20 protein-coding genes and 1 tRNA gene are annotated in these 21,450 nt (G+C 67.1%); 12 read left to right on the top strand and 9 right to left on the bottom strand.

Annotation, left to right across the window (positions count from 1 at the left end):
- Positions 1–22: 22 nt before the first annotated feature.
- Together AB0O89_RS09695 and AB0O89_RS09690 are read right to left on the bottom strand one after the other, a co-directional pair.
- A complete protein-coding gene (locus tag AB0O89_RS09695; protein WP_363496816.1) occupies positions 23–544 on the bottom strand; it encodes a hypothetical protein in 522 nt (173 codons plus the stop codon).
- Positions 541–1,038 (bottom strand): MarR family transcriptional regulator, encoded by a 498-nt coding sequence (locus AB0O89_RS09690; protein ID WP_300593848.1) that lies wholly within the window; start codon positions 1,036–1,038, stop codon positions 541–543. Before AB0O89_RS09690 ends, AB0O89_RS09695 begins: the two co-directional genes overlap by 4 nt.
- A gap of 84 nt (positions 1,039–1,122) precedes the next feature.
- Here AB0O89_RS09690 and AB0O89_RS09685 point away from each other — a divergent pair.
- From AB0O89_RS09685 to AB0O89_RS09660, 6 genes are all read left to right on the top strand, one after another.
- A tRNA-Gln gene (locus tag AB0O89_RS09685) sits at positions 1,123–1,194 on the top strand.
- A 1-nt stretch (position 1,195) separates the two neighbouring features.
- Positions 1,196–2,662, top strand: a complete 1,467-nt coding sequence (gene glmU, locus AB0O89_RS09680; protein WP_363496813.1) for a bifunctional UDP-N-acetylglucosamine diphosphorylase/glucosamine-1-phosphate N-acetyltransferase GlmU — start codon at positions 1,196–1,198, stop codon at positions 2,660–2,662.
- Positions 2,637–3,671 (top strand): ribose-phosphate diphosphokinase, encoded by a 1,035-nt coding sequence (locus AB0O89_RS09675; protein WP_300593842.1) that lies wholly within the window; start codon positions 2,637–2,639, stop codon positions 3,669–3,671. The genes glmU and AB0O89_RS09675 overlap by 26 nt, the downstream gene beginning before the upstream one ends.
- Before the next feature lie 92 nt (positions 3,672–3,763).
- Positions 3,764–4,228 carry an FMN-binding protein gene (locus AB0O89_RS09670; protein ID WP_363496810.1) on the top strand — a complete coding sequence of 155 codons (465 nt, stop codon included), beginning with the start codon at positions 3,764–3,766 and terminating at the stop codon, positions 4,226–4,228.
- Positions 4,229–4,241: 13 nt separating this feature from the next.
- Entirely contained in the window at positions 4,242–5,141 is a 900-nt protein-coding gene (locus AB0O89_RS09665; RefSeq protein WP_363496907.1) for an FAD:protein FMN transferase, read from the top strand.
- Positions 5,138–6,712 (top strand): flavodoxin reductase, encoded by a 1,575-nt coding sequence (locus tag AB0O89_RS09660; protein ID WP_363496807.1) that lies wholly within the window; start codon positions 5,138–5,140, stop codon positions 6,710–6,712. Before AB0O89_RS09665 ends, AB0O89_RS09660 begins: the two co-directional genes overlap by 4 nt.
- On the opposite strand, the gene AB0O89_RS09655 is transcribed toward AB0O89_RS09660, so the two are convergent.
- Together AB0O89_RS09655 and AB0O89_RS09650 are read right to left on the bottom strand one after the other, a co-directional pair.
- A complete protein-coding gene (locus AB0O89_RS09655; RefSeq protein WP_363496804.1) occupies positions 6,706–8,241 on the bottom strand; it encodes an ATP-binding protein in 1,536 nt (511 codons plus the stop codon). The two genes, AB0O89_RS09660 and AB0O89_RS09655, sit on opposite strands and share 7 nt — an antisense overlap.
- Entirely contained in the window at positions 8,238–8,969 is a 732-nt protein-coding gene (locus tag AB0O89_RS09650) for a response regulator transcription factor (protein ID WP_300593831.1), read from the bottom strand. The genes AB0O89_RS09655 and AB0O89_RS09650 overlap by 4 nt, the downstream gene beginning before the upstream one ends.
- 191 nt (positions 8,970–9,160) lie before the next feature.
- Here AB0O89_RS09650 and AB0O89_RS09645 point away from each other — a divergent pair, with 191 nt between their 5' ends.
- A complete protein-coding gene (locus AB0O89_RS09645) occupies positions 9,161–10,618 on the top strand; it encodes an ABC transporter permease (RefSeq protein ID WP_363496800.1) in 1,458 nt (485 codons plus the stop codon).
- Positions 10,619–10,691: 73 nt separating this feature from the next.
- A complete protein-coding gene (locus tag AB0O89_RS09640) occupies positions 10,692–11,405 on the top strand; it encodes an ABC transporter ATP-binding protein (RefSeq protein WP_363496904.1) in 714 nt (237 codons plus the stop codon).
- 68 nt (positions 11,406–11,473) lie between these two features.
- Here the strand turns inward: AB0O89_RS09640 and gndA are convergent, their stop codons facing one another.
- Positions 11,474–12,949 (bottom strand): NADP-dependent phosphogluconate dehydrogenase, encoded by a 1,476-nt coding sequence (gene gndA, locus AB0O89_RS09635; protein WP_363496797.1) that lies wholly within the window; start codon positions 12,947–12,949, stop codon positions 11,474–11,476.
- 59 nt (positions 12,950–13,008) lie between these two features.
- Positions 13,009–13,131 (bottom strand): hypothetical protein, encoded by a 123-nt coding sequence (locus tag AB0O89_RS09630; RefSeq protein ID WP_267490521.1) that lies wholly within the window; start codon positions 13,129–13,131, stop codon positions 13,009–13,011.
- Between the two features lie 245 nt (positions 13,132–13,376).
- Between AB0O89_RS09630 and AB0O89_RS09625 the strand changes: the two genes are divergently transcribed.
- The 3 genes from AB0O89_RS09625 to mfd are packed head-to-tail and all read left to right on the top strand — an operon-like array spanning position 13,377 to position 18,281.
- A complete protein-coding gene (locus AB0O89_RS09625) occupies positions 13,377–14,003 on the top strand; it encodes a 50S ribosomal protein L25/general stress protein Ctc (protein WP_300593820.1) in 627 nt (208 codons plus the stop codon).
- 34 nt (positions 14,004–14,037) lie between these two features.
- On the top strand, positions 14,038–14,622 hold the full coding sequence (pth, locus tag AB0O89_RS09620) for an aminoacyl-tRNA hydrolase (protein ID WP_363496793.1): 585 nt from the start codon (positions 14,038–14,040) through the stop codon (positions 14,620–14,622).
- 35 nt (positions 14,623–14,657) lie between these two features.
- The gene (gene mfd / locus AB0O89_RS09615) at positions 14,658–18,281 is read left to right on the top strand and encodes a transcription-repair coupling factor (protein WP_363496790.1); all 3,624 of its coding nucleotides are present in this window, start codon (positions 14,658–14,660) and stop codon (positions 18,279–18,281) included.
- Here the strand turns inward: mfd and AB0O89_RS09610 are convergent.
- Together AB0O89_RS09610 and AB0O89_RS09605 are read right to left on the bottom strand one after the other, a co-directional pair.
- On the bottom strand, positions 18,278–19,063 hold the full coding sequence (locus AB0O89_RS09610) for a siderophore-interacting protein (protein WP_363496787.1): 786 nt from the start codon (positions 19,061–19,063) through the stop codon (positions 18,278–18,280). The genes mfd and AB0O89_RS09610 overlap by 4 nt on opposite strands.
- Before the next feature lie 124 nt (positions 19,064–19,187).
- The gene (locus tag AB0O89_RS09605; protein ID WP_363496784.1) at positions 19,188–20,453 is read right to left on the bottom strand and encodes a DUF222 domain-containing protein; all 1,266 of its coding nucleotides are present in this window, start codon (positions 20,451–20,453) and stop codon (positions 19,188–19,190) included.
- A 217-nt stretch (positions 20,454–20,670) separates the two neighbouring features.
- On the opposite strand from AB0O89_RS09605, the gene AB0O89_RS09600 reads away from it, so the two are divergent.
- Complete coding sequence (locus AB0O89_RS09600; RefSeq protein ID WP_300591602.1) at positions 20,671–21,270, top strand: gamma carbonic anhydrase family protein; 600 nt, start codon at positions 20,671–20,673, stop codon at positions 21,268–21,270.
- Between the two features lie 4 nt (positions 21,271–21,274).
- On the opposite strand, the gene AB0O89_RS09595 is transcribed toward AB0O89_RS09600, so the two are convergent.
- A complete protein-coding gene (locus AB0O89_RS09595) occupies positions 21,275–21,448 on the bottom strand; it encodes a hypothetical protein (RefSeq protein ID WP_300591604.1) in 174 nt (57 codons plus the stop codon).
- Positions 21,449–21,450 lie beyond the last annotated feature (2 nt).

The raw sequence follows: 21,450 nt of genomic DNA, 5'->3' as shown, positions 1-21,450 counted from the left end.
TCAGCGCAGCAGAACAGGCGGCTCAGTGGAAGGCGTACTCCAGGATCGCCACGAAAACACCGAGGAAGGCGGTGCCGATCGCACCAAGTATCCGGATGCTCCAGTGGGCACCGGTGCGCGAGAAGGCGATGTAACCGAGAAACGCCAGCACCGCCATGGTTGCCCACACGGCGTAGTCGGCAGCATCGACGGCCGGCTGCCCCTGTGCGCCGGCAACCAGCATGGCGATCGCCGGCAGGACAGCCGCCCAGAGCATGCCAGCCGAGTGCGAGAGCGCGTAGCGGATCGCGACGCCCAGGCGGTGCTTGCCGTGGTCGGCGAGAGTATGGGCGAACACGTGCGCAATGAAAAAGATGACGAGAGTGCTCGACGCCGTGAGGACCACGGTCGGCACGTCATCCTCGTGGTCTGCGCTGATCATCAGCAGCGCTGAGAACACGATCAGGCCGTAGATCGCTGCGGGGGAGCGGAACCGCGCGTCGAACCACGCGTGCCACCGGGGGTGTTCGTCGATCGGCTCAGGTGCTCGTTCGGTGTCTGTCATGTGTCGAATCCCAGGGAGAGTTTGCGCAGCAGGGCTGCGAGGCGGTCGCGGTCGGCGCGGGAGAGGCTGTCGAGGAGCACTGCTTCGGCATCCACGAGGCGCGTGATCGCGGCATCCACCCGTGTCCGTCCCTCCTCGGTGAGTGTCACCAGGATGCCGCGCCCGTCGCCCGGGTCGGACTCGCGGCGCACGAGCCGCCGGCCCACGAGCCTGTCGATGCGGTTGGTCATCGTGCCCGAGGACACGAGTGTCTGCTGCAGCAACTGCTTCGGGCTCAGCTGGAACGGCTCGCCCGCCCGTCGCAGTGCCGACAAGACATCCCACTCCCAGGGCTCGAGCTCCGAGCGGCGGAAGGCTTCGCGCCGAGCCCGGTCCAGGTGGCGCGAAAGGCGGTCGACTCGCGAGAGCACTTCGAGGGGCGAGAAGTCCAAGTCGGGTCGTTGGGCGCTCCAGGCACCGACGATACGGTCGACTTCGTCGGATTCAGCGGGCACTGAGCCATTATCTCGACTGCCGCGGCCATTCTCCCGGGCGACGCGTCCTCTGGCAGACTGGAACGCGGCCGCGTTACGCGCCGGTCCGCCGTGGTGTAATGGCAGCACGACAGCCTTTGGAGCTGTGAAGTCTAGGTTCGAGTCCTGGCGGCGGAGCATGGCTGAGAACCCAACCCCCGTCGCCGTCATCATTCTGGCGGCAGGCCAGGGGACCCGGATGAAGTCCGCCACGCCTAAGGTCCTGCACCAGATCGGTGGTCTTCCGCTAATCGGCCATGTGCTGCGTACTGCCTCGGCGCTGGCCCCGACGCGCGCTGTCGTCGTGGTCCGTCACGAGCGGGATCTTGTCGCGGATGCCGTCACTGGCCTGCTCCCGGGAGTCGACGTGGTCGACCAGGACGAGATTCCCGGCACCGGCCGTGCCGTGGAGCTGGCCCTCGCGGCACTCGACGGCTTCGACGGGGATGTGCTGGTGCTGAGCGCCGATGTGCCCCTGGTCGAAGTCAGCGTCGTCGAGGGGTTGCTCGCCCGCCATCGTGCCGCGGCGGCGTGTGCGACGCTCCTGTGCGCGACGCTCGATGATGCCACGGGCTACGGTCGCGTCATCCGCGGCGCCGACGGTGCTGTCGAACGCATCGTCGAGCAGAAGGATGCGTCACCCGACGAACTCTCGGTGCGCGAGATCAACACCGGCATTTATGTGTTCCGCGCCGCGCAGTTGCGGGCGAGCCTTGCCTCGGTCGGTATGGCCAACGCCCAGGGCGAGAAGTACCTCACTGATGTCATCGGGATCCTCCGCGGAGCCGGTGAGATCGTTGCGGCATCCGAGGCCCCTGCGGCACAGGATGCGCTCGGCGTGAACGACCGAGTACAGCTGTCGGAGGCTGCGCGCACACTCAACGCACGAACCGTGCGTCGCTGGCAGCTTGAAGGCGCGACGATACTCGACCCAGCGACGACCTGGATCGATGTGACGGCCACCCTTGCCCCTGACGTCACGGTGCTGCCGAACACGTACGTCCTGCGCGCCACGACCGTCGAGCGCGGGGCGACGATCGGCCCTGACACCTCACTCGTTGACTGCGAGGTGGGAGAGAACGCGACGGTCACCCGCACCGACGCGACGCTTGCTGTTATCGGACGAGGCGCAACGGTGGGTCCGTTCGCGTATCTTCGCCCCGGCGCGACCCTGGACGCGCAGAGCAAGGTCGGCACGTTCGTCGAGATCAAGAACTCCACGATCGGTGAGCGCAGCAAGGTTCCGCACCTGTCCTACATCGGCGACACCACGATCGGGCGCGGCGTCAACCTGGGCGCCGGAGCAATCACTGCCAACTACGACGATCTCGCCAAACATCGCACCGAGATCGGCGACGAGGTCCACTCCGGGTCGCACAACGTCTTTGTCGCGCCCGTTAGGATCGGAGACGGTGCGAAGACCGGCGCCGGTGCCGTCATCCGCAAGGATGTCCCTCCCGGTGCGCTGGCTCTGAGCGTTGCCCCCCAGCGCAACATCGAGGGGTGGGTCGAGAACAACAGACCGGGAACAGCCGCCGCCGAGGTCGCCGCGCGGGCCCGGTCCGCACAGGAAGCGGACGATGGCGAGCAAGAACAAGACGGTTGATCTCGACAGGGATAGCGGTATCGCTCCCGGACTGGTCGCCAAGACCAAGAAGCGCCTGGTTGTTGCATCCGGCCGCTCGCACCCGAGCCTTGCCGATGACGTCGCTACAGCGCTCGGCACGAATCTCGTTCCGACCGAGTACCGAACGTTTGCTTCCGGCGAGATCCTGACCCGCTTCGAGGTCTCGATCCGAGGCTGCGACCTGTTCCTCATTCAGTCCTTCGGTCCGCCCGTGAACGAATGGATGATGGAGCTGCTGATCATGCTGGATGCCGCCAAGCGGGCATCCGCGAAGCGGATCACCGTTGTCGCGCCCTACTTCCCGTACTCCCGGCAGGACAAGAAAGGGCGCGGGCGTGAGCCGATCAGTGCTCGCCTCGTTGCCGACCTGGTCAAAACAGCGGGCGCCGACCGCGTCATGAGCGTCGATCTGCACGCCGCGCAGATCCAGGGATTCTTCGACGGTCCTGTTGACCACCTCTTCGCCAAGCCGGTGCTCTTGGAGTACTTCGAAGAGAACCTCTCGCCCGAGGACCGCGCCAAGCTGACGGTGGTCTCGCCGGATACCGGCCGCGTCCGCGTCGCCGACACGTGGTCGGACAGCCTCGGTGCGCCGCTCGCGATCATCCACAAGCGGCGCGACCCGAATGTGGCGAACCAGGTCACGGTCAGCGAGATCGTCGGTCAGGTCGACGGCCGCGTCTGCCTCCTCGTCGACGACATGATCGACACCGGCGGCACGATCGTCAAGGCGGCGCAGGCTCTGAAGAAGAACGGCGCCGAGCGCGTCATCGTCGCGGCCACCCACGCCGTGTTCAGTGATCCGGCCAGCGAGCGGCTCCAGGATGCGTCGATCGACGAGGTCGTCGTGACCGATACGATTCCGATTCCCGACCGCAAGCGCTGGGACTCCCTCACCGTGCTTCCGATCGCACCGCTGCTGGCGCGCGCGATCCGCGAAGTGTTCGAGGACGGCTCGGTCACCAGCATGTTCGACGGTGCGGCCTGAGCAGACATCCTCACGCTTTCGCCGCCGCCTCAAAGCCTATGCATAGGCATGAAAGCGAAGATGGCAGAGACGATCCCCAGGAAGGACTGCTCATGATTCGCACCCCCTCCCGCCCCGTACGCGTCGGTGTCGCCCTCGTCGGTGTCGCCGGGGCTCTGAGCCTTGCGGGCTGCGGCGCAGCCAGCACGGCAGCCGACACCGGCTCCACGCAAACGGATGCCGGAACAGCCGACGCGGGCTCGGGATCGAGCTCTTCTGGCGGCTACGCCGACGGGACGTACACGGCGGAGGGGTCTTACGCGACGCCTGAGTCGGTGGAAACGGTCACGGTGACGCTGACGATCGCCGACGACATCGTGACGGATGTCGAAGTCACGGGTAACCCGCAGGCGCGCGAGTCCGAGCAGTACCAGTCTCAGTTCATCGGCGGGATCAGTGACGAGGTCGTGGGCAAGAGCCTTGACGACGTCTCGGTGAGCCGCGTGTCGGGATCCTCGCTGACCAGCGGCGGGTTCATGCAGGCGGTCGAACTCATCAAGTCCGAGGCTGCCGCCTGACCTTGTCGACGTGATGAGCGACGAGGCCCGCGCGAACGAAGAGCCGGCGGGGCGTTGGCGCTTCGAGGCGATCGGCACGCAATGGACGATCGATACTCACGATCCGCTCACGGACGGGGAGCGCGCCGCCGTGCTCGCACTGATCGAGGACTTCGATCGGGAGTGGTCGCGCTTTCGCGAGGACTCCACGGTGAGCGCGCTGGCTTCGGGTGGCTCGCGTGCCCTTCCCGCTGATGCGGACGCGATGTTCGCTGTCTACGACGACCTCGGCGCGGCAACGGATGGGGCGGTGAACCCGCTCGTGGGGGTCTCGCTCGAAGCCCTCGGGTACGACACGTCGTACTCACTGCGCCCGGGGGACCCCATCAGCGCCCCGCGCGACTGGCGTCGAGTCGTCTCAACCGGAATGGGCGCTCTAGCGGTCTCGCAACCGGCTCTCATCGATGTCGGCGCGATCGGAAAGGGTCGCCTCGTCGATCTCGTCCTCGAGTATCTCGAGGGTGCCGGGCAGGACTCCCTTACTGTCGATGCCGGCGGCGACATCCGCTGCTCGGGGGTGCGTGAGCGGATCGGACTCGAGCATCCGTACGATCCGACGCGGATCATCGGCGTGGTCGACCTTACGGATGCTGCGCTCTGCGCTTCGGCGACCAACCGGCGTGCGTGGGGCGACGGTCTGCACCACGTCCTCGATGCCCGGACCGGCATGCCGGTGCGAACCGTCGCAGCGACGTGGGCGGTTGCCCCCACCGCGATGATGGCTGACGCGGCGGCTACGGCGCTGTTCTTCGATGGCGGCGCGGAACTCGCTCATCGGTGGGGCATCGAGTGGGTGCGGATGACGACGGCTGGACGTGTCGAGTGGTCTCCCGGCTTCGGGACAGAGCGGTGTAGGGCAGAGTTGTTCACATGATCGGATGGTTGACCGCAGGGTGGAATCGTGTGTTCGCGGTGCTCGGCAAGGTCTCGATGTATCGCATGGTCTTCCTGGCACTCCTTGCCCTGACCGTCGTCGCGTTCGGAGTCTCGTTCTTCGGACTGGTTGCCCCCAGCCCGCTGGAGTTGCTCGCCACCCTTGCGGTGCTAGCCGTCGCGTGCGGTGTCGTTGATATCGTCGCGCACCGGATCATCGGGCAATCGCTCCGGCTCGAGTCCTCGGTGATCACGGCCTTCATCTTGCTGTTCGTCCTGCGACCCACACTGGATCCGGTCGCGTTGGCGGGCGTCGCGCTGGCAGGCGCCGTGGCAGCCGCATCCAAGTACCTGTTGGCCTGGCGTGGCCGTCACATCTTCAACCCGGCAGCAGTCGGGGCTGCGGTTCTCACGATCGTGAGTATCTGGGTTCCGGCGCTCGGTGCGTCGGCGTGGTGGGTGGGAACGCCGGTGCTCGCGGCCCCCGTCGTCGTTCTCGGTCTGGCGGTGCTGTGGCGTACCGAGAAGATCCGCGTCGTCCTCGTGTTCCTGCTGATCGCCGTCGCCGTCGGATTCGTGCGCACGACGATCCAGTACCAGACGGCTGGTCTCGCGGTCGATGCGCTGACGATCTTCTGGTCGCTGTTGTGGTCCTCGCCGTTCCTGTTCCTGGGTGTGTTCATGCTGTCCGAGCCGCTCACCCTGCCTCCCCGGCGCTGGCAGCAGTTCCTCGTCGCGGGTGTCGTCGGCGTTTTTGCCGGGTGGCCGATCTCGCTCGGTGAGATCACCCTCGGCCAAGAGCGCGCTCTGTTGGTGGGGAACCTCGTTGCCTTCGCGTTCTCGGTGCGTGCTGCTGTCCGGCTGACTCTTGAGTCGCGCGAGATGATCACCCCGACGGTGCGGATGCTGACCTTCACCGCCAAACGCCGCATAAGCTTCCTTCCCGGGCAGTACCTCGAGCTCGACGTGCCGCACCGCAGGCCCGACGCACGCGGTACGCGCCGCGAGTTCAGCATCGCCTCCGCCCCGGAGGATCTTCCCGCGATCCGTATCGCCTTCCGGGAGTACCCGGAGGGCTCCGGCGGCCCTGCGCCGAGCTCCTACAAGCGCGCGCTCGCGGAGGTCGACGCCGGAGCATCCCTGGCTGTCACCGGAATCTGGGGCGACTTCGTCCTGCCGAACCGGCCCGAGGCCCCTCTCCTCATGGTCGCCGCGGGAATCGGTGTCACGCCGTTCGTGTCGCAGCTGCGCCATCTTCACGCGAGCGGGCAGAGGCGTGACATCGTTCTGGTCTACGTCGCCTCCGAAGCCGCCGAGCTCGCCTTCCGTGACGACATCGCGGCATCCGGGGTGCCCGTGATCGTCTTCACGCGTGATGACCCGGGACCGCTGCCCGCGAACTGGCAGTGGGCGCGCGGTGTGCGCCTGGACGCGCCCGGCCTGCTGCAGGTCGTGCCCGACCTGCATGCCCGGCATGCTGCAATCTCGGGCCCGCCCCGGCTGATCGCCGACCTCGCGCCGGCTCTCGAGCGGGCGAAGTCGGTCACCACCGACGCTTTCAGCGGCTACTGAACCGCACCCGTTGCGGGGTCACTCCGGTCGGCGTGTGTCGGAAGCGGAAGTCGCACCGTGAATGTCGTGTCTCCGGGCCTGCTCTCCACCGAGATTTCACCGTGGTGAGCGTGAACGATCGCCCGCGCGATCGACAGACCCAGCCCGGTGCCACCGGTTTGCCGGGCGCGTGATCGGTCGGCGCGCGAGAACCTCTCGAACAATTCGTCGGCGATGGCAGGCTCGATCCCCGGACCGTTGTCATGGACACGGATGACTGCGTCATCCGCCCCTGACTCGCTCTCGGTGGGCGAGGCCTCGCGGCCGACCGAGAGGGTGACCTCGGTTCCCGCTGGCGTGTGGGTGCGCGCGTTTGCGAGCATGTTCACGACCACCTGCTGCAGCCGGGCGGAGTCGCCGGGCACTGTCACCGGCTCTTCGTCGACATCGAGCAGCCAGACGTGTTCAGGACCTGCGACTTGCGCATCGCCGAGCGCTTCAACGGCCAGCTGTGTGAGATCCACGACCCCGTAGACGAGCTCTTGGCCCTCGTCGAGTCGTGCGAGAAGCAGGAGGTCTTCGACGAGACGCGTCATCCGCAGCGACTGCGCCTGGATTCTGGACAGGGCCGACTCGGTGGTCTCGCTCAGCTGCGGATCGCGCAGCGACAGTTCCGAATATCCGCGGATCGAGGCCAGCGGCGTGCGCAGCTCGTGGCTCGCGTCGGCGACGAACCTACGCATCCGCTCCTCGTTGCGCTGGCGGGCTTCCAGCGACGCGTCGACGTGATCCAGGAGTGTGTTCAGCGCGTGACCGACCCTGCCGATCTCGGTACGTTCATCGGTTTCGGATGCCGGGACGCGATCAGCGATCGAGACCTCGCCCTCGGCCATGGGGACACTCGCGACGCGCTCGGCGGTGTCGGCTACCACGCGAAGTGGCCGCAGACTCCGCCGCACGATGACCGTGACAGCGAGCCCCAGAAGCACAAGACCCCCCGCTGTCAGCAGGGCGACGGTCGTCGCGATCTGCGCGAGCGTCGCCGTCACCTGGCTGACCGGAAGCCCCGAGGCGATCGCGAAGCTACCGCCACCGAGCGCGACCATTCGGTAGGTGCCGACGCCGTCGATGGTGATCTCGCGGACGGGGCCACCCTCGCCCGGCTGGATCAGCTGCTGCACGATCTGGTCGACCTGCGAATCCTCGAGCGTTGTCACGGTTCCGGCCGCATCGACATACCCGCCCGTGACGGATCCGAAGGCTGACTCGATGACGATCAGAAAGCCCGGCTCGAACGGCCCGGACGCTAGGAGCGCGGCGGCATCCTCGGTGCCCGCGGCAACCTGGGGCGCATCGTGGACGGTTCTCAGCGCCTTCGCGGTGGCCTCGGTGACCTCGTTGTCGAGGTTCGACTGCAGAATCGAGCCGAGGATCGCTCCCGTGGCGATGCTGACCGTCGCGAAGATCAGCGCCACGACCGCGACGATCGTGACGACCAGGCGCCCCTCCAGGCCCCACGGTCGCCACCCGCCCCGGTGAGAATCACTCACTGTGTTGGCGCCTTGATCATGTAGCCGACGCCACGCACGGTATGGATGAGCGGCTCCTTGCCCTGATCGATCTTCTTGCGCAGGTAGGAGATGTAGAGCTCCACGACGCTGGACCTGCCGCCGAAGTCGTAGTTCCAGACGCGGTCCAGGATCTGCGCCTTCGACACGACGCGGCGCTGGTTGCGCATCAGGTAACGCAGAAGTTCGAACTCCGTTGCCGTCAGCTCGATCTCGTCGCCGCCGCGCTCGACTTCGTGGCTGTCTTCGTTCAGAGACAGATCGGCAACGCGCAGGATCGGCTCGTCCTCGCTCTGCGTCGCCGTTCCGGCGCGGCGCATGAGACCGCGAAGTCGTGCGACGACCTCCTCGAGACTGAACGGCTTCGTCACGTAGTCGTCGCCGCCTGCGGTGAGTCCCGCGACCCGGTCGGCGACGGCATCCTTCGCTGTCAGGAACAGCACCGGCACGTCGTTCCCGGACTGTCGCAGCCGATGCAGCACTGCCATTCCGTCGAGGTCAGGCATCATGATGTCGAGCACCATCGCGTCGGGTTCGAAGTCTCGGACGGCCTGCAGAGCTTCGAATCCGGATGCCGCGGTGCGAACATCCCAGCCCTCCATGCGCAGAGCCATCGAGAGCAGGTCGGTGAGCATCTGCTCGTCATCGACGACGAGGATGCGGACAGCCGCGCCGTCGGGTCGGCGCAGGGCGGGGGCCGGAGATGTCATGGACTCATTGTGATGCTCCAGCTATGGGTTTCCTATGGAGGAAGTTATGCGCCGTCTGTGAAAATCGCGCTCCCTGCTCCTTCTCGTGAGGAGCGTGATCCATAGGTTCGCCATAGCGATCCCTTTTAGGGCTCATCAGCGCCGTCCCTACCGTCGTGCCGATGGCTGCAATCAGGAGCTGAAGGAGACCCATGTATTGGACCTATTTGCGACGCGAACTCGCGGGACGCAAGAAGCAGACGATCATCGTGGCGGTGGGCCTCGCCGTCGCGATCGCTCTCGTCATCGTCGTCAACTCCCTCTCTGCGGGAGTGCGCGACGCGCAAGCGCAAGCGCTCGAGTCCGTGTACGGCGTCGGCACCGACCTGACGGTCACGGGGGCCGCCGCAGAGCCGGGCGAGGGCGGTGGCCAGCGCTTCGAGTTCGACAGCGAGGCCGGCGAAACCACCGACGGCACGACCTCGGTGTCGCAGTCGCGGCTGACCGCAGACTTCATGCGGGGCACACTGGATGCCTCGACAATCGAGAGCGTCGCATCCCTCCACGGGGTTGCTGCAGCATCTGGCGCGCTATCGCTCACGAACATCACGTTCAGCGGTGAGATGCCCGACAGGTCAGAGATGCAGCAGGGGGGCCAGGGCGAAGCAGGCGGCGAGCCGCCGTCGGGCGGTCCCGACGGCGCCGGGGGCAGCGCCTTCGATCTCAACTCGTTCACCGTCCTCGGGATCGACCCCGAGGACACCGCGGTCGGACCGCTGTCGGCGGTCGAGGTATCTGAGGGTCGTGCGCTCGACGCTTCAGACGCGGGAGCCTTGGTGGCGGTCGTCGACGCGACCTACGCGACCACGAACGAGATCGCGGTTGGCGACACCATCAATGTGGGCGGCTCTGACGTCGAGGTCGTCGGGATCATCACCTCGACATCCAGCGATGCCGACACTGCGGCCAACGTGTACATCCCGCTCGACGTCGCACAGTCATTGGCTGGTCTCGAGGACGTCGTATCGACGGTCTACGTCCAGGCGACCTCGGCCGACCAGATCGAGGCGGTCCAGGCAGAAATCGAGGGCAGCGTCGCGGACGTCACCGTCAGCTCCCAGTCCGATCTAGCATCGACCGTCTCGTCGTCCCTGTCGAGCGCCTCGTCGCTGATCACCAACCTCGGAACGTGGCTGTCGATCCTCGTGCTCGCCGTTGCGCTGGCGCTGGCGGTGCTCTTCACGATCTCGGGCGTGACACGGCGCACGCGGGAGTTCGGCACTCTCAAGGCAATCGGATGGTCCAACGGCCGCGTCGTCGGCCAGGTAGCCGGTGAATCGGTGATCCAGGGCTTGATCGGTGGCGCGATCGGCTTGGCTGTCGGACTTGCGGGGATCGGGATCATCAACCTGATCTCGCCGACGATCTCCTCGACGTCCTCGACCACCGGTCAGGGCGGATCCGGCCAAGGAGGCGGTCCGATGGGCGGAGGCTTCGGAGGGATGGCGCAGCAAACGGCGACGGATGTCGTTCTTCACGCGCCCGTCACCCTCTGGGTGGTCGCTGCGGCGGTCGGCATCGCCATCGCCGGAGGCCTGATCGCCGGCGCCTTCGGTGGCTGGCGTGCAGCCCGGCTGAGTCCCGCCGAAGCGCTGCGGTCAGTGGGCTAGGCGCATGAACGCCAAGCACATGAACACCGTCACGAACGAAACCGTCACGACCGAACAGGAGAACCCCATGAGCATGGCACACCCCGCCACGGCATCAGTCGAAGGAGCCACACCCTCGCCGATCTATGCCTTGCAGGCGGTCATCCGTGAGTACCAGCAGAAGAACCGCAAGATCCGTGCCCTGGCGGGCGTCGATCTCGAGATCCGCGAGGGCGAGTTCGTCACCATCCAGGGTCCGACGGGCGGGGGGAAGTCCACCCTCCTCCAGATGCTGGGTGCACTCGACCGTCCGACCTCGGGTGCCGTCAAACTCGGGGATGTCGATCTGGCAAACGCCTCGAGCGCGAAACTCGGACGTGTCCGAGCGACCGAGGTGGGCTTCGTCTTCCAGGGGTTCAACCTGATCCCGACACTCACCGCGCACGAAAACGTCGACATGGGCCTGGAACCCCTGGGGCTCTCCAGCGCCGAACGTGCCAGCCGAGTCACCGAGGCTCTTGCCCAGGTCGGCCTGGCCGAGCGCGCCGACCATCTGCCGGGCGAGCTCTCGGGTGGGCAGCAGCAGCGCGTCGCGATCGCCCGCGCGATCGCCAAGCGCCCGCGGGTGCTCCTGGCCGACGAGCCGACGGGAAACCTCGATGAGCACATGCGCGACGAGATCCTGGAGCTGCTCGAAGGGCTCAACCGGGACGGACTGACCCTCATCGTGGTGACCCACGACTCGGCAGTCGCCCGCCGCGCTCATCGGCGCCTGCGCCTCGAGAAGGGGAGCGTCCGCGAGATCTGACGGTACTGCGCGAACGAAGGGCCGTGACCGAGGCTGAGTCGGTCACGGCCCTTCGGCGTCGGGTGAGGTCAGTGGGTGTCGACGGCTTCGATCTCGCTGCGGTCGCCCGACCACAGCGTGTGGAAGGTGCCCTCGCGGTCGATGCGCTTGTACGTGTGTGCACCGAAGAAGTCACGCTGACCCTGGATGAGGGCAGCCGGCAGCCGCCCCGCGCGCAGCCCGTCGTAATAGGCGAGCGAAGACGAGAACACCGGCGCGGGGATGCCCGCCGCTGCCGACAGTGCGACGATGTTCCGCCACGCGTTCTGAGCGCCGGTGAGGGCATCCACGAAGAACGGGGCGGTCATCAAGACCGGCAGATCCGGGGCCTCGGCGTACGCCTCGGTGATGCGGTTCAGGAACCGCGCCCGGATGATGCAGCCGCCCCGCCAGATCGCAGCCACCCGGCCGAGGTCGATGTTCCAGCCGTAGTGCGCAGCGCCAGCGCGGATGATGTCGAAACCCTGCGAGTACGCCACGATCTTGGATGCGTAGAGGGCGCGACGGACCTGCTCGATGAACTCCTCGGGCTCGTCCATGAGCGCGACCCCGTCGCTTGTGTCGGGTCCGGGCAGAACGCCGGCGGTGGCCCGCTGCTCGGGGTGCGACGAGAGAGAGCGGGCGAAAACGGCCTCGGCGATGCCGGATGCCGGAACGCCGAGATCGATGGCGGTCTGGGCCGTCCACCCTCCCGTGCCCTTCGCCCCGGCCTGGTCGAGGACGATGTCGACGAGCGGCAGGTTGGTCTCGCTGTCGACCTGGCGCAGCACCTCTGCGGTGATCTCGATCAGGTAGGACTCGAGTTCGCCGCGGTTCCACTCGGCGAACACGTCGGCGATCTGTGCGGGGGAGTACCCGGTCGCGTGACGGATGATGTCGTAGGCCTCGGCGATCACCTGCATGTCGGCGTACTCGATGCCGTTGTGCACCATCTTGACGAAGTGGCCGGCGCCGTCGTGGCCGATGTGGGTGACGCACGGCTCGCCCTCGGCGACCGCGGCGATGCTCTTCAGGATGGGGCCGAGTGTGATCCACGACTCATCTGATCCACCGGGCATCAGCGAGGGTCCGAGGAGGGCCCCTTCCTCGCCACCGGATACGCCCATGCCGACGAAGTTGATTCCGGTCTCACGCACAGCCTTCTCGCGACGGATGGTGTCGGTGAACAGGGCGTTCCCGCCGTCGACGATGATGTCGCCGGGCTCGAAGACGCGCAGAAGCTCGTCGATGACGGCATCCGTGCCGGCACCGGCCTTGACCATGATGATCGCGGTGCGGGGTGCGGTGAGCGAGGCAGCGAACTGCTCGTACGAGAAGGTGGCGACGAAGCCCGCTTCGGGATGCTCCGCGACGAGGTGCTCGGTCTTCTCAGCGCTGCGGTTGTAGATCGCGACGGTGTTGCCCTCGCGGCTGGCGAGGTTTCGGGCGAGGTTGGACCCCATGACCGCGAGCCCCACGACTCCGATGTTCGCTGTCGCGGTGCTCGTCGCTGCCTGATCCGTCACGTTCACTCCCTGGGCGTCTGCGGGTGGTTGCCGCAGTCAGCCTAAGGGAACGTCGCGGCTTACTCCTTGCGGTATGCCGAGCGGCCCATCGACCAGAAGGCCGCAACGACACCGACGAGGGTGCCGAGGGTGAGGATGCCGATCACGGCGACGAGAATGTTCGAGGTGACCTGGGCGTCCATCATTCGTCCTTGCTCTCGGGAAAGCGGGCCCGTCGCGGCCCGTCACCATCGTACCGGGGCCGCTGGTAGACTTGCGGACTGTACTTCGGCGAGGGATGCTCGCTGGCGCCCAGCGCGCCGCAGTAAGCATCCGTTATCGACGAGGGTGTGCGGCCTCACGGGTTCCTCACGCGCTCGCGTTCGAGTCGAGTCCCACTACGTCCGGGCTGAGAACACATCCCGGTGTCCGCCCAAGGAGAGAGCACATGTCCGAACAGACCATCGTCCACGCCGAGATTCGTGAGAACTTCGGTAAGGGTTTCGCCCGCCGCCTGCGTGCTGCAGGCAAGATTCCTGCCGTGCTGTACGGCCACGGCACTGACCCCGTCCACGTGGCGCTGCCCGGTCACCAGATGCTGCTGCTCGTGCGCCACGCAAACGCGCTGATCGAGCTCGACATCGCTGGCAAGCCGCAGCTCGCGCTGGTCAAGGACGTGCAGAGGGACCCGGTGCACCAGATCATCGAGCACATCGACCTCGTCGTCATCAACAAGGGTGAGAAGGTCCAGGTCGACGTTCCGGTCCTCGTCGTCGGCGAGTCCTTCTCGGGCACGATCGTCAACCAGGACGCCACGAGCATTTCCCTCGCCGTCGCGGCCACCGACATCCCGCAGCACGTCGAGGTCGACGTCGAGGGCCTCGAAGAGGGTGCCCGTATCACCGCTGGCGAACTGGCCCTTCCGCAGGGTGCGGTGCTGGTCACCGACCCCGAGGTGCTTGTCGTTGCCATCTCGGTTCCTGCCGCTGCAGCTGCTGATGAGTCTGCCGCGGACGGCGAGGCTGGCGCTGACGCCGGCGACGCTGCCGAGGACGCTGCGACCGACTCGGAGTAATCCGGCGGGCTGAACGAGCCGGAGGGGCGCTGCCGTGAGCGACGCATGGCTCATCGTGGGCCTGGGCAACCCCGGTCCACAGTACGAGCGCACCCGGCACAACATCGGGCAGCTCGTCGTCGATGAACTCGCTCGTCGGCGTGGACAGGGTTTTCGCTCCCACAAGGCAAACGCTCGCGTCGCCGAAGCGTGGCTGCGTCCGGGCGGACCGAAGCTCGTGCTCGCCAAACTGAACACCTTTATGAACGTCTCGGGGGGACCCGTCGCGGGACTCGTGCAGTTCTACGGGATCCCCCCCGAGCGTGTGGTCGTCGTGCACGACGAGCTCGACATCCCCTTCGACGCCGTGCGGCTCAAGATCGGCGGCGGGCACGGCGGTCACAACGGGGTGCGGGATGTCGCGAAGGCCCTGGGTACCCCGGACTTTCCACGGGTGCGCGTCGGAATCGGTCGTCCACCGGGCCGGCAGGACCCGGCAGACTGGGTGCTGCAGCAGTTCCCTGCTTCTACCCGGGAGGAACTCGCTCTCGCTGTCTCGGATGCAGCCGATGCTGTCGAGCGACTCGTTGATGAGGGTCTGCTCGCGGCTCAACAGGTGCACCACGCTCCTCGCCCCTGATCCGGGACGGCTGGCGGGCGGCCTAGAATCGTCCGGTGGCTTTTCCCGGGATCTCGCGCGCCCTCGACCGCTCCGAGCATTTCCGGGATGTGGTTGCGGCGGCTGCCGTGGATGCCGACGTCTCGGTGGTCGACGGCCTCGATGCCCCGCTGCTGAGCGCTCTCGTTCGTCGCCGCCGGGACACAGGCAAGCCGCCTGTGTTGCTGGCGATCGCTCCGACCGGCCGCCGCGTTGAGTCTCTGATCCCGGCGCTGCGAGCACTTCTTCCCGACGCGGCGGTGCTGCCCTTCCCTGCGTGGGAGACCCTGCCGCACGAGCGGCTCAGCCCTAGTCCTGAGACGGTGGGACGGCGGCTGGAGACGCTCGCGCGCGTCGCAGCCTCTTCTGGTACGGAGCCGGTCGTTGTCGTGGCGTCAGTCCGTGCGGCGCTGCAGCCGCTCGCGGCGGGGCTTGCCGAGGTCGAACCGGTGCGGCTGCGTGCCGGTGAACGCGGCCATGATCTTGCGGTGATCGTCGAGCGCCTGGTTGAACTCGCCTACCACCGCGTCGACATGGTTTCGCGCCGCGGCGAGTTCGCGGTGCGCGGCGGGATCCTGGATGTGTTCCCCACCGTGGCCGACCATCCGTATCGTGTCGAGTTCTTCGGCGACGAGGTCGACCAGATCCGTACGTTCTCAGTTGCAGATCAGCGTTCCCTGCCTGGCGCGGTGGACGCCGTCGACCTCCTTCCTGGTCGCGAGCTCTTGCTCACTGCCGACGTTCGCGCTCGTGCACGCCAGCTGGCCGGGGAGTTCGCGGGCCTGCAGGGGATGCTCGAGAAGATGGCCGAAGGTATACCTGCCGAGGGTATGGAGTCCTTGATGCCGGCACTCGTGCCGCAGATGGCGACCCTCGTCGACTACTTGCCCGAAGGATCCGCCGTTGCCCTCGTGGACCCCGAGCGCTCCCGCACGCGGGCACGGACCCTCGCCGAGACCAACCACGAGTTCCTGGAAGCGGCTTGGAGCGCCGCCACGGCTGGTGCGAGCACACCCGTCGATCTCGGCGCAGGCGACTTCCTGACGATCGCCCAGTTGCGGGAGACGGTTCACGATCGCGCCGGTGTGTGGTGGACGCTGAGTCCCTTCGATTCGGGAGCTGCCGACGCGGCAGCCGAGGGGCTGCTCGCTGACGACCTTGACGACCTGCTCGGCGATGTACCCGTGCGGATTCCCGCCCGGTCGGTGCCGTCCTTCCACGGCAACGTCGACGGAGCCACCGCCTATGTCGGCGAACGCGTTGCCGCAGGCTGGAGCGTTGTCGTCACGGCATCCGGCACGGGACTGGTCGAACGCGCCCGCGACGTGCTCGCCGACCGCGAGATTGCCGCGGTCATCGTGGATGATGCGGATGCCGCGCCCGAGCCCGGCCGCGTCTTGCTCGCGGTGGCCCAGCTCGAGCGTGGCTTCGAACTCGAGGACGCACGCCTGGCGGTGCTGACGGAGTCCGAGTTCTACGGGCGCACGATCGGTGGTGACAGTCGGGTCGTTAAGAAGCTCGCGTCCAAGCGCCGGAATGTCGTCGATCCTCTTCAGCTGACGCCCGGTGATCACGTCGTGCACGCCACGCACGGGATCGGGCGGTTCGTCGAGCTTGCGAAGCGCGAGGTGTCGTCAGGCGGTCGGAACCCGGTCAAGAGCGTGCGCGAATACGTCGTGCTCGAGTACGCACCATCCAAGCGTGGGTACCCCGGCGACAAGCTCATGGTGCCGACCGATCAGCTCGACCTTCTGTCGCGCTACGTCGGCGGTGAGGCGCCGACCCTCTCGAAGATGGGCGGCAGCGACTGGGCGCAGGCAAAGGGGCGGGCACGCAAGGCGGTACGCGACATCGCCGTCGAGCTGGTGAAGCTGTATTCGGCGCGGATGGCCGCTAAGGGACACGCCTTCGGCCCCGATACCCCGTGGCAGCGAGAGTTGGAAGAAGCATTCCCGTTTGCCGAGACGATGGATCAGCTGCAGACGATCGACGAGATCAAGGCCGACATGGAGCGGCCGATCCCGATGGACCGGCTGCTGTCGGGAGACGTCGGCTTCGGCAAGACCGAGGTCGCCGTCCGCGCGGCGTTCAAGGCGATCCAGGACGGCAAGCAGGTCGCGATGCTCGTCCCGACAACGCTCCTGGTGAAGCAACACCTCGAGACGTTCACGGAGCGCTTCGCCGGTTTCCCCGTGAAGGTCAAGGCGCTCTCGCGATTCCAGACCGACAAGGAGGCGAGGGAGACTCTTGCGGGCCTCACCGACGGCACCGTCGACATGGTGATCGGCACGCACCGGATCTTGACCGAGAAGGTGATCTTCAAAGACCTCGGTCTCATGATCATCGATGAGGAGCAGCGCTTCGGTGTCGAGCACAAGGATGCGCTGAAGAAGCTCAAGACCAATGTCGACATCCTGGCGATGAGCGCGACGCCTATCCCTCGAACACTCGAGATGGCGGTGACAGGCATCCGCGAGATGTCGACGCTGCAGACACCGCCCGAAGACAGGCATCCGATCCTCACCTATGTCGGCGCCCGCAATGACAAGCAGATCGCAGCTGCGATTCGTCGGGAGCTGCTGCGCGAGGGGCAGGTCTTCTACGTCCATAACCGCGTGAGTTCCATCCAGCGCGTAGCGAGCGAGCTGGCAGAGCTCGTGCCCGAGGCCCGGGTCGTGGTTGCTCACGGCCAGATGGGCGAGCACCAGCTCGAGCAGGTCGTCGACGACTTCTGGGAGCGCAAGGCCGACGTGCTCGTCTCGACGACGATTATCGAGACGGGCCTCGATATCGCCAACGCCAACACGATCATCATCGACCGGGCCGACAAGTATGGACTCTCGCAGCTGCATCAGCTGCGTGGCCGCGTGGGCCGTGGTCGTGAGCGCGCCTACGCGTACTTCCTCTACGACGACGCGAAGCCACTCTCGGAGACCGCTGCAGACCGGCTCGAGACGATCGCGGTGAACAACGATCTCGGCAGCGGTATGCAGGTCGCGCTCAAGGACCTCGAACTGCGCGGTGCCGGAAACCTCCTCGGCGCCGAGCAGGCCGGGCATATCGCCGGCGTCGGGTTCGACCTGTATCTGCGGATGATCGGTGAGGCTGTCGCGGCCTTCCGTGGCGAGGACGTCGAGGGTCCGGCCGAGTTGCGACTCGAACTGCCCGTGCAGGCGCGGATTCCCGAGGACTACATCGACAGCGAGCGGCTCCGACTCGAGGCGTATCAGAAACTCTCGGCGGCGGCATCCGCGACCGCGAAGGATGACGCGATCGACGCCGTCATCGAGGAGCTCACCGACCGCTACGGCGAGCCCCCTGCGGATGTCGCCGGGCTGCTGTCGATGGCCAGGCTCCGTCGCCGCGCTGCGCGCGCAGGCCTGACGGATGTCGTGGCGATGGGCCCGAACCTGCGGATCGCCCCGGCGCGCCTGGCGGATTCGATGCGCGTGCGCCTGCAGCGGCTGTATCCCGCGGCGAAGCTGTTGGCCGGTGGCGAGGCTGTCGTCGTGCCGCTGCCACGGGTGGGCGGCGAAGCGGTGGCGGATGCCGACCTCATCGCGTGGGTCGACACGCTCCTCGGTCAGTTGTGGCCCGAGCCTGTCGCCGCTGACGCTGGCGCTCCGGCAGCCCAGGACTAGGCGGGCGGGAGGATCTGGCCGATCGGCTCGCGCTTCTCGGCTTGGAACCGGTCTTCGGTACGGCCGCGCGCCCAGTAACCCGACAGGGACACCTGTCCGCGCTCGAGGGTGTGCTCCTCGAAGAACACGCGCCGCAGTTCTTTCATCGCTTCGCGCTCGCCGTGAGCGAAGACGTGGACACGCCCGTCGCGCCAGTGGATCGTCCGGACGGCGTCGGCGAGCGCCGAAACGGCATGATCCGGGTTGCTGATCCACACGACGTCAATGCCGGCGGGGTGTTCGAGGTCGAGGATGTCCGCCTCGGTGTCGACTTCGATGACCGCCACGCCCGTTGCATGTGCGGGGAGCGCTTCGAGCGCCGCCGCGATGGCGGGAACCGCTGACATGTCACCCGCGAACAGGTGCCAGTCGCTGTCCGGATCAGGGGAGTAGCCACCGCCGGGCCCCATGAGGCTGATCGTCGCGCCAGGCTTCACCGTCGCTGCCCAGGGCCCTGCGAGACCCTCGTCGCCGTGGATGACGAAGTCGATGTCGATCGCCTGCGCGGCATGGTCGACGCGGCGCACCGTGTACGTGCGCGTCACGGCGTGTGGCTCGGGTTCGGGAGTCGTGAACTTCAGCTTCACGTACTTGTCGGTTTCGGGCCGGTTCTGGAACTGAGTGAAACCGGACCCGCCGAGGCGGACGCGTACCAGGTGCGGGTTCAGCCAGGTCGTCTCGAGCACGGTGAACTCGATCGTCGGTCGGGGTGCGCGTGTCGTGGTTCGGGAGGAAAGTGCCATCGCATCCACGGTAGCCCGCTCGCAGCAGTGCAGGGCAGCGCTGCGCCGAATCGGCCCCGCGCCTGCGGCGTTGCGTGCGCAAGGGCGTGCGAGATCGCCTCTGGAACGGCGTGCGAGATCGCCTCTAGAAGGGCGCGGGTGCAGGTGTCGGTTCGGGATCGGGTATGAACCGCACAGTAGGTGCCGGGTTGTCGTTGTAGGTCCTGCCGGTGGGGCTGGTCCATTCCAGGATTCCGCCGGGGAGCTGCTTTGCGGTCCAGGCGGTGTCGTGTTTGAGGGTGTGGTGTCGTTTGCAGAAGTGGGCGAGGTTGCACGGGTCGGTGGGCCCGCCGCGGGCGGCGTCGATGGTGTGGTCGATGTCGCAGGTGTGGGCGGGGCGTCGGCATCCGGGGAAGCGGCAGTGTTCGTCTCGGGCTGACAGGTACCGTTTCAGCGCGGCGTCGGGTCGGTAGCGGTCGACGGCGACGGGGAGTCCGGTGTCGGCGTCGGTGAAGACGCGGTCCCAGCCGGGCGCAGCGGCGGCGAGGTCGCGGATCAGGGCGGGGTCGACAGGACCATAGCCAGCGAGGATGCCGGGTTCGTCGGTGGCTCCGGCCAGGGACCGGAGGGGGATGGTGACCTGCACCCGTCCGGTGATCCGGGTTGTGACATCAGCGTCGCCGTGGGCTGTGGGGGTGGCGGTCAGCAGAAGGTCGGCGAGCACGTCTGCGCGCAGCTGATCCATTGTTCGGTCATCTGATGCCGGTTCGGCCGGGTTCTGTTCGTCGCCGGGCACCGCGTCGCGGGTGTCGCGGACGTGGCGGGCGGTTTGGGTGAGGCGATCGTGGATGGCGTACGCGAGCGGTGCGGGGAGGTCGGCGACCAGGCGGGCGAGTCCGTCGTCGAGGTCCTGGATACGAACGGTGCGGGCGTCGGTTGCGAGGCGCTTGAGTCGGGTGGGGGAGTCGGGGTCGATACTCGCGGCGATCGCGCGGGCGGCAGCCCGGAGTCGGTTGGGGCTCTCGTGGCGGGCGATCTCGAGCGCAAGCTGTTCGTAGTGGGCCCGCGCCGTGTCATCACTGATGCCGGCACCGGCGTCCACGATGACCCGTACGTGGGCGGTGTCGATCTCGCCGCGTTCGAGGGTGGTGTGGGTTCCCGCGAAGCGGCCGACGAGGGCGGATGCGTCGCCCATGCGGTTCTGCACGGTGCGGTCGCTGACCCGCATTGCGGCGCCCAGTTCGGCAGCGATCTCGCGGATGCCGAGGTCTGACCCGGACCGGGAGGATCCGAGCTCCGCGGCCCGTTCTAGGGCCAGATCAACTCCGTATGCGAGCAACCGAGCTTCACGGGCCTGCAACGCTGCGATCTTCCGCCGCGTCGCAACCAGATCATCCACCAAAGCGGTCACCCGACCGTGCACCCGCGACGACACGGAAGGACCGCGGTGTCGGTCGGGGGATGCGGGGGTGCCCATGCTGCTCCGAGAATCGTGAAGCCAGACGGCTCCGCCGGAAGCGCTCCATGGGCACGTGCGCTGCTACTCATTAGTATAGAACAAATGTACGAAACGCGCAAGCCTGGGATGTGCACCGACGCGGTACGCTGACACCGATCGAGGAGGAACGATGCGGTTCGAGCACCTCGGGGCGCAGCCCCGCATCCATCCCACGGCCGTCATCGCGCCGAGCGCGGTGATTTCGGGGGACGTCACGATCGGCGCGCATTCGCAGGTCCTGCACGGCGCGGTCATCACGGCCGAGGGCGGTGCGATCACGATCGGTGAGAGCGTCATCGTGATGGAGAACGCGCTGATCCGGGCGAGCGCGACAGATCCCGTCCATATCGGCGACCACGTGCTGGTCGGACCGATGGCGAGTATTTCGGGAGCCACCGTGGCTGATGAGGTGTTCCTCGCCACGGGCACGCGCGTCTTCAACGGTGCGCGAATCGGCGAGCGCAGCGAGGTTCGCATCAACGCGGTCGTTCACCTGCGCACCGTTCTTCCCCCAGAAACAGTCGTGCCGATCGCGTGGGTTGCTGTCGGAAATCCGGCGCACCTGTACTCGCCGGACCGGCACGACGACATCTGGGAAGCGCAGAAGGAGTTGGACTTCCCGGGCTACGTGTTCGGGCTCGACCGTGAGACGCCGGATCTGATGGTTCAACTCACGGAGCGCTACGGACGGAGTCTTGCGAGGCACGCTGACGACGTTCGCCTCGACTGAGACTTCAGTCCCAGGTCACCCCGCATTCGCGGCACAGGAACACCACGGCATCCTGCACGTCGACATCACTCAGCAGCTCGGCGCGGCGCTCGAACGCGACAGCAAACCATGCCACGTCGTCGACGCGGACGTCGTCGGTGCCGCACAACGGGCAGGTCTCCGTGGTCGTGATCGCCATGC

Origin of the sequence: Microbacterium sp. NPDC076895 (assembly GCF_040687115.1) — a bacterium.
Classification (GTDB): domain Bacteria; phylum Actinomycetota; class Actinomycetes; order Actinomycetales; family Microbacteriaceae; genus Microbacterium.
The sequence above is the reverse complement of the archived record's forward strand: the minus strand, read 5'-3'. Positions and strand labels throughout refer to the sequence as shown.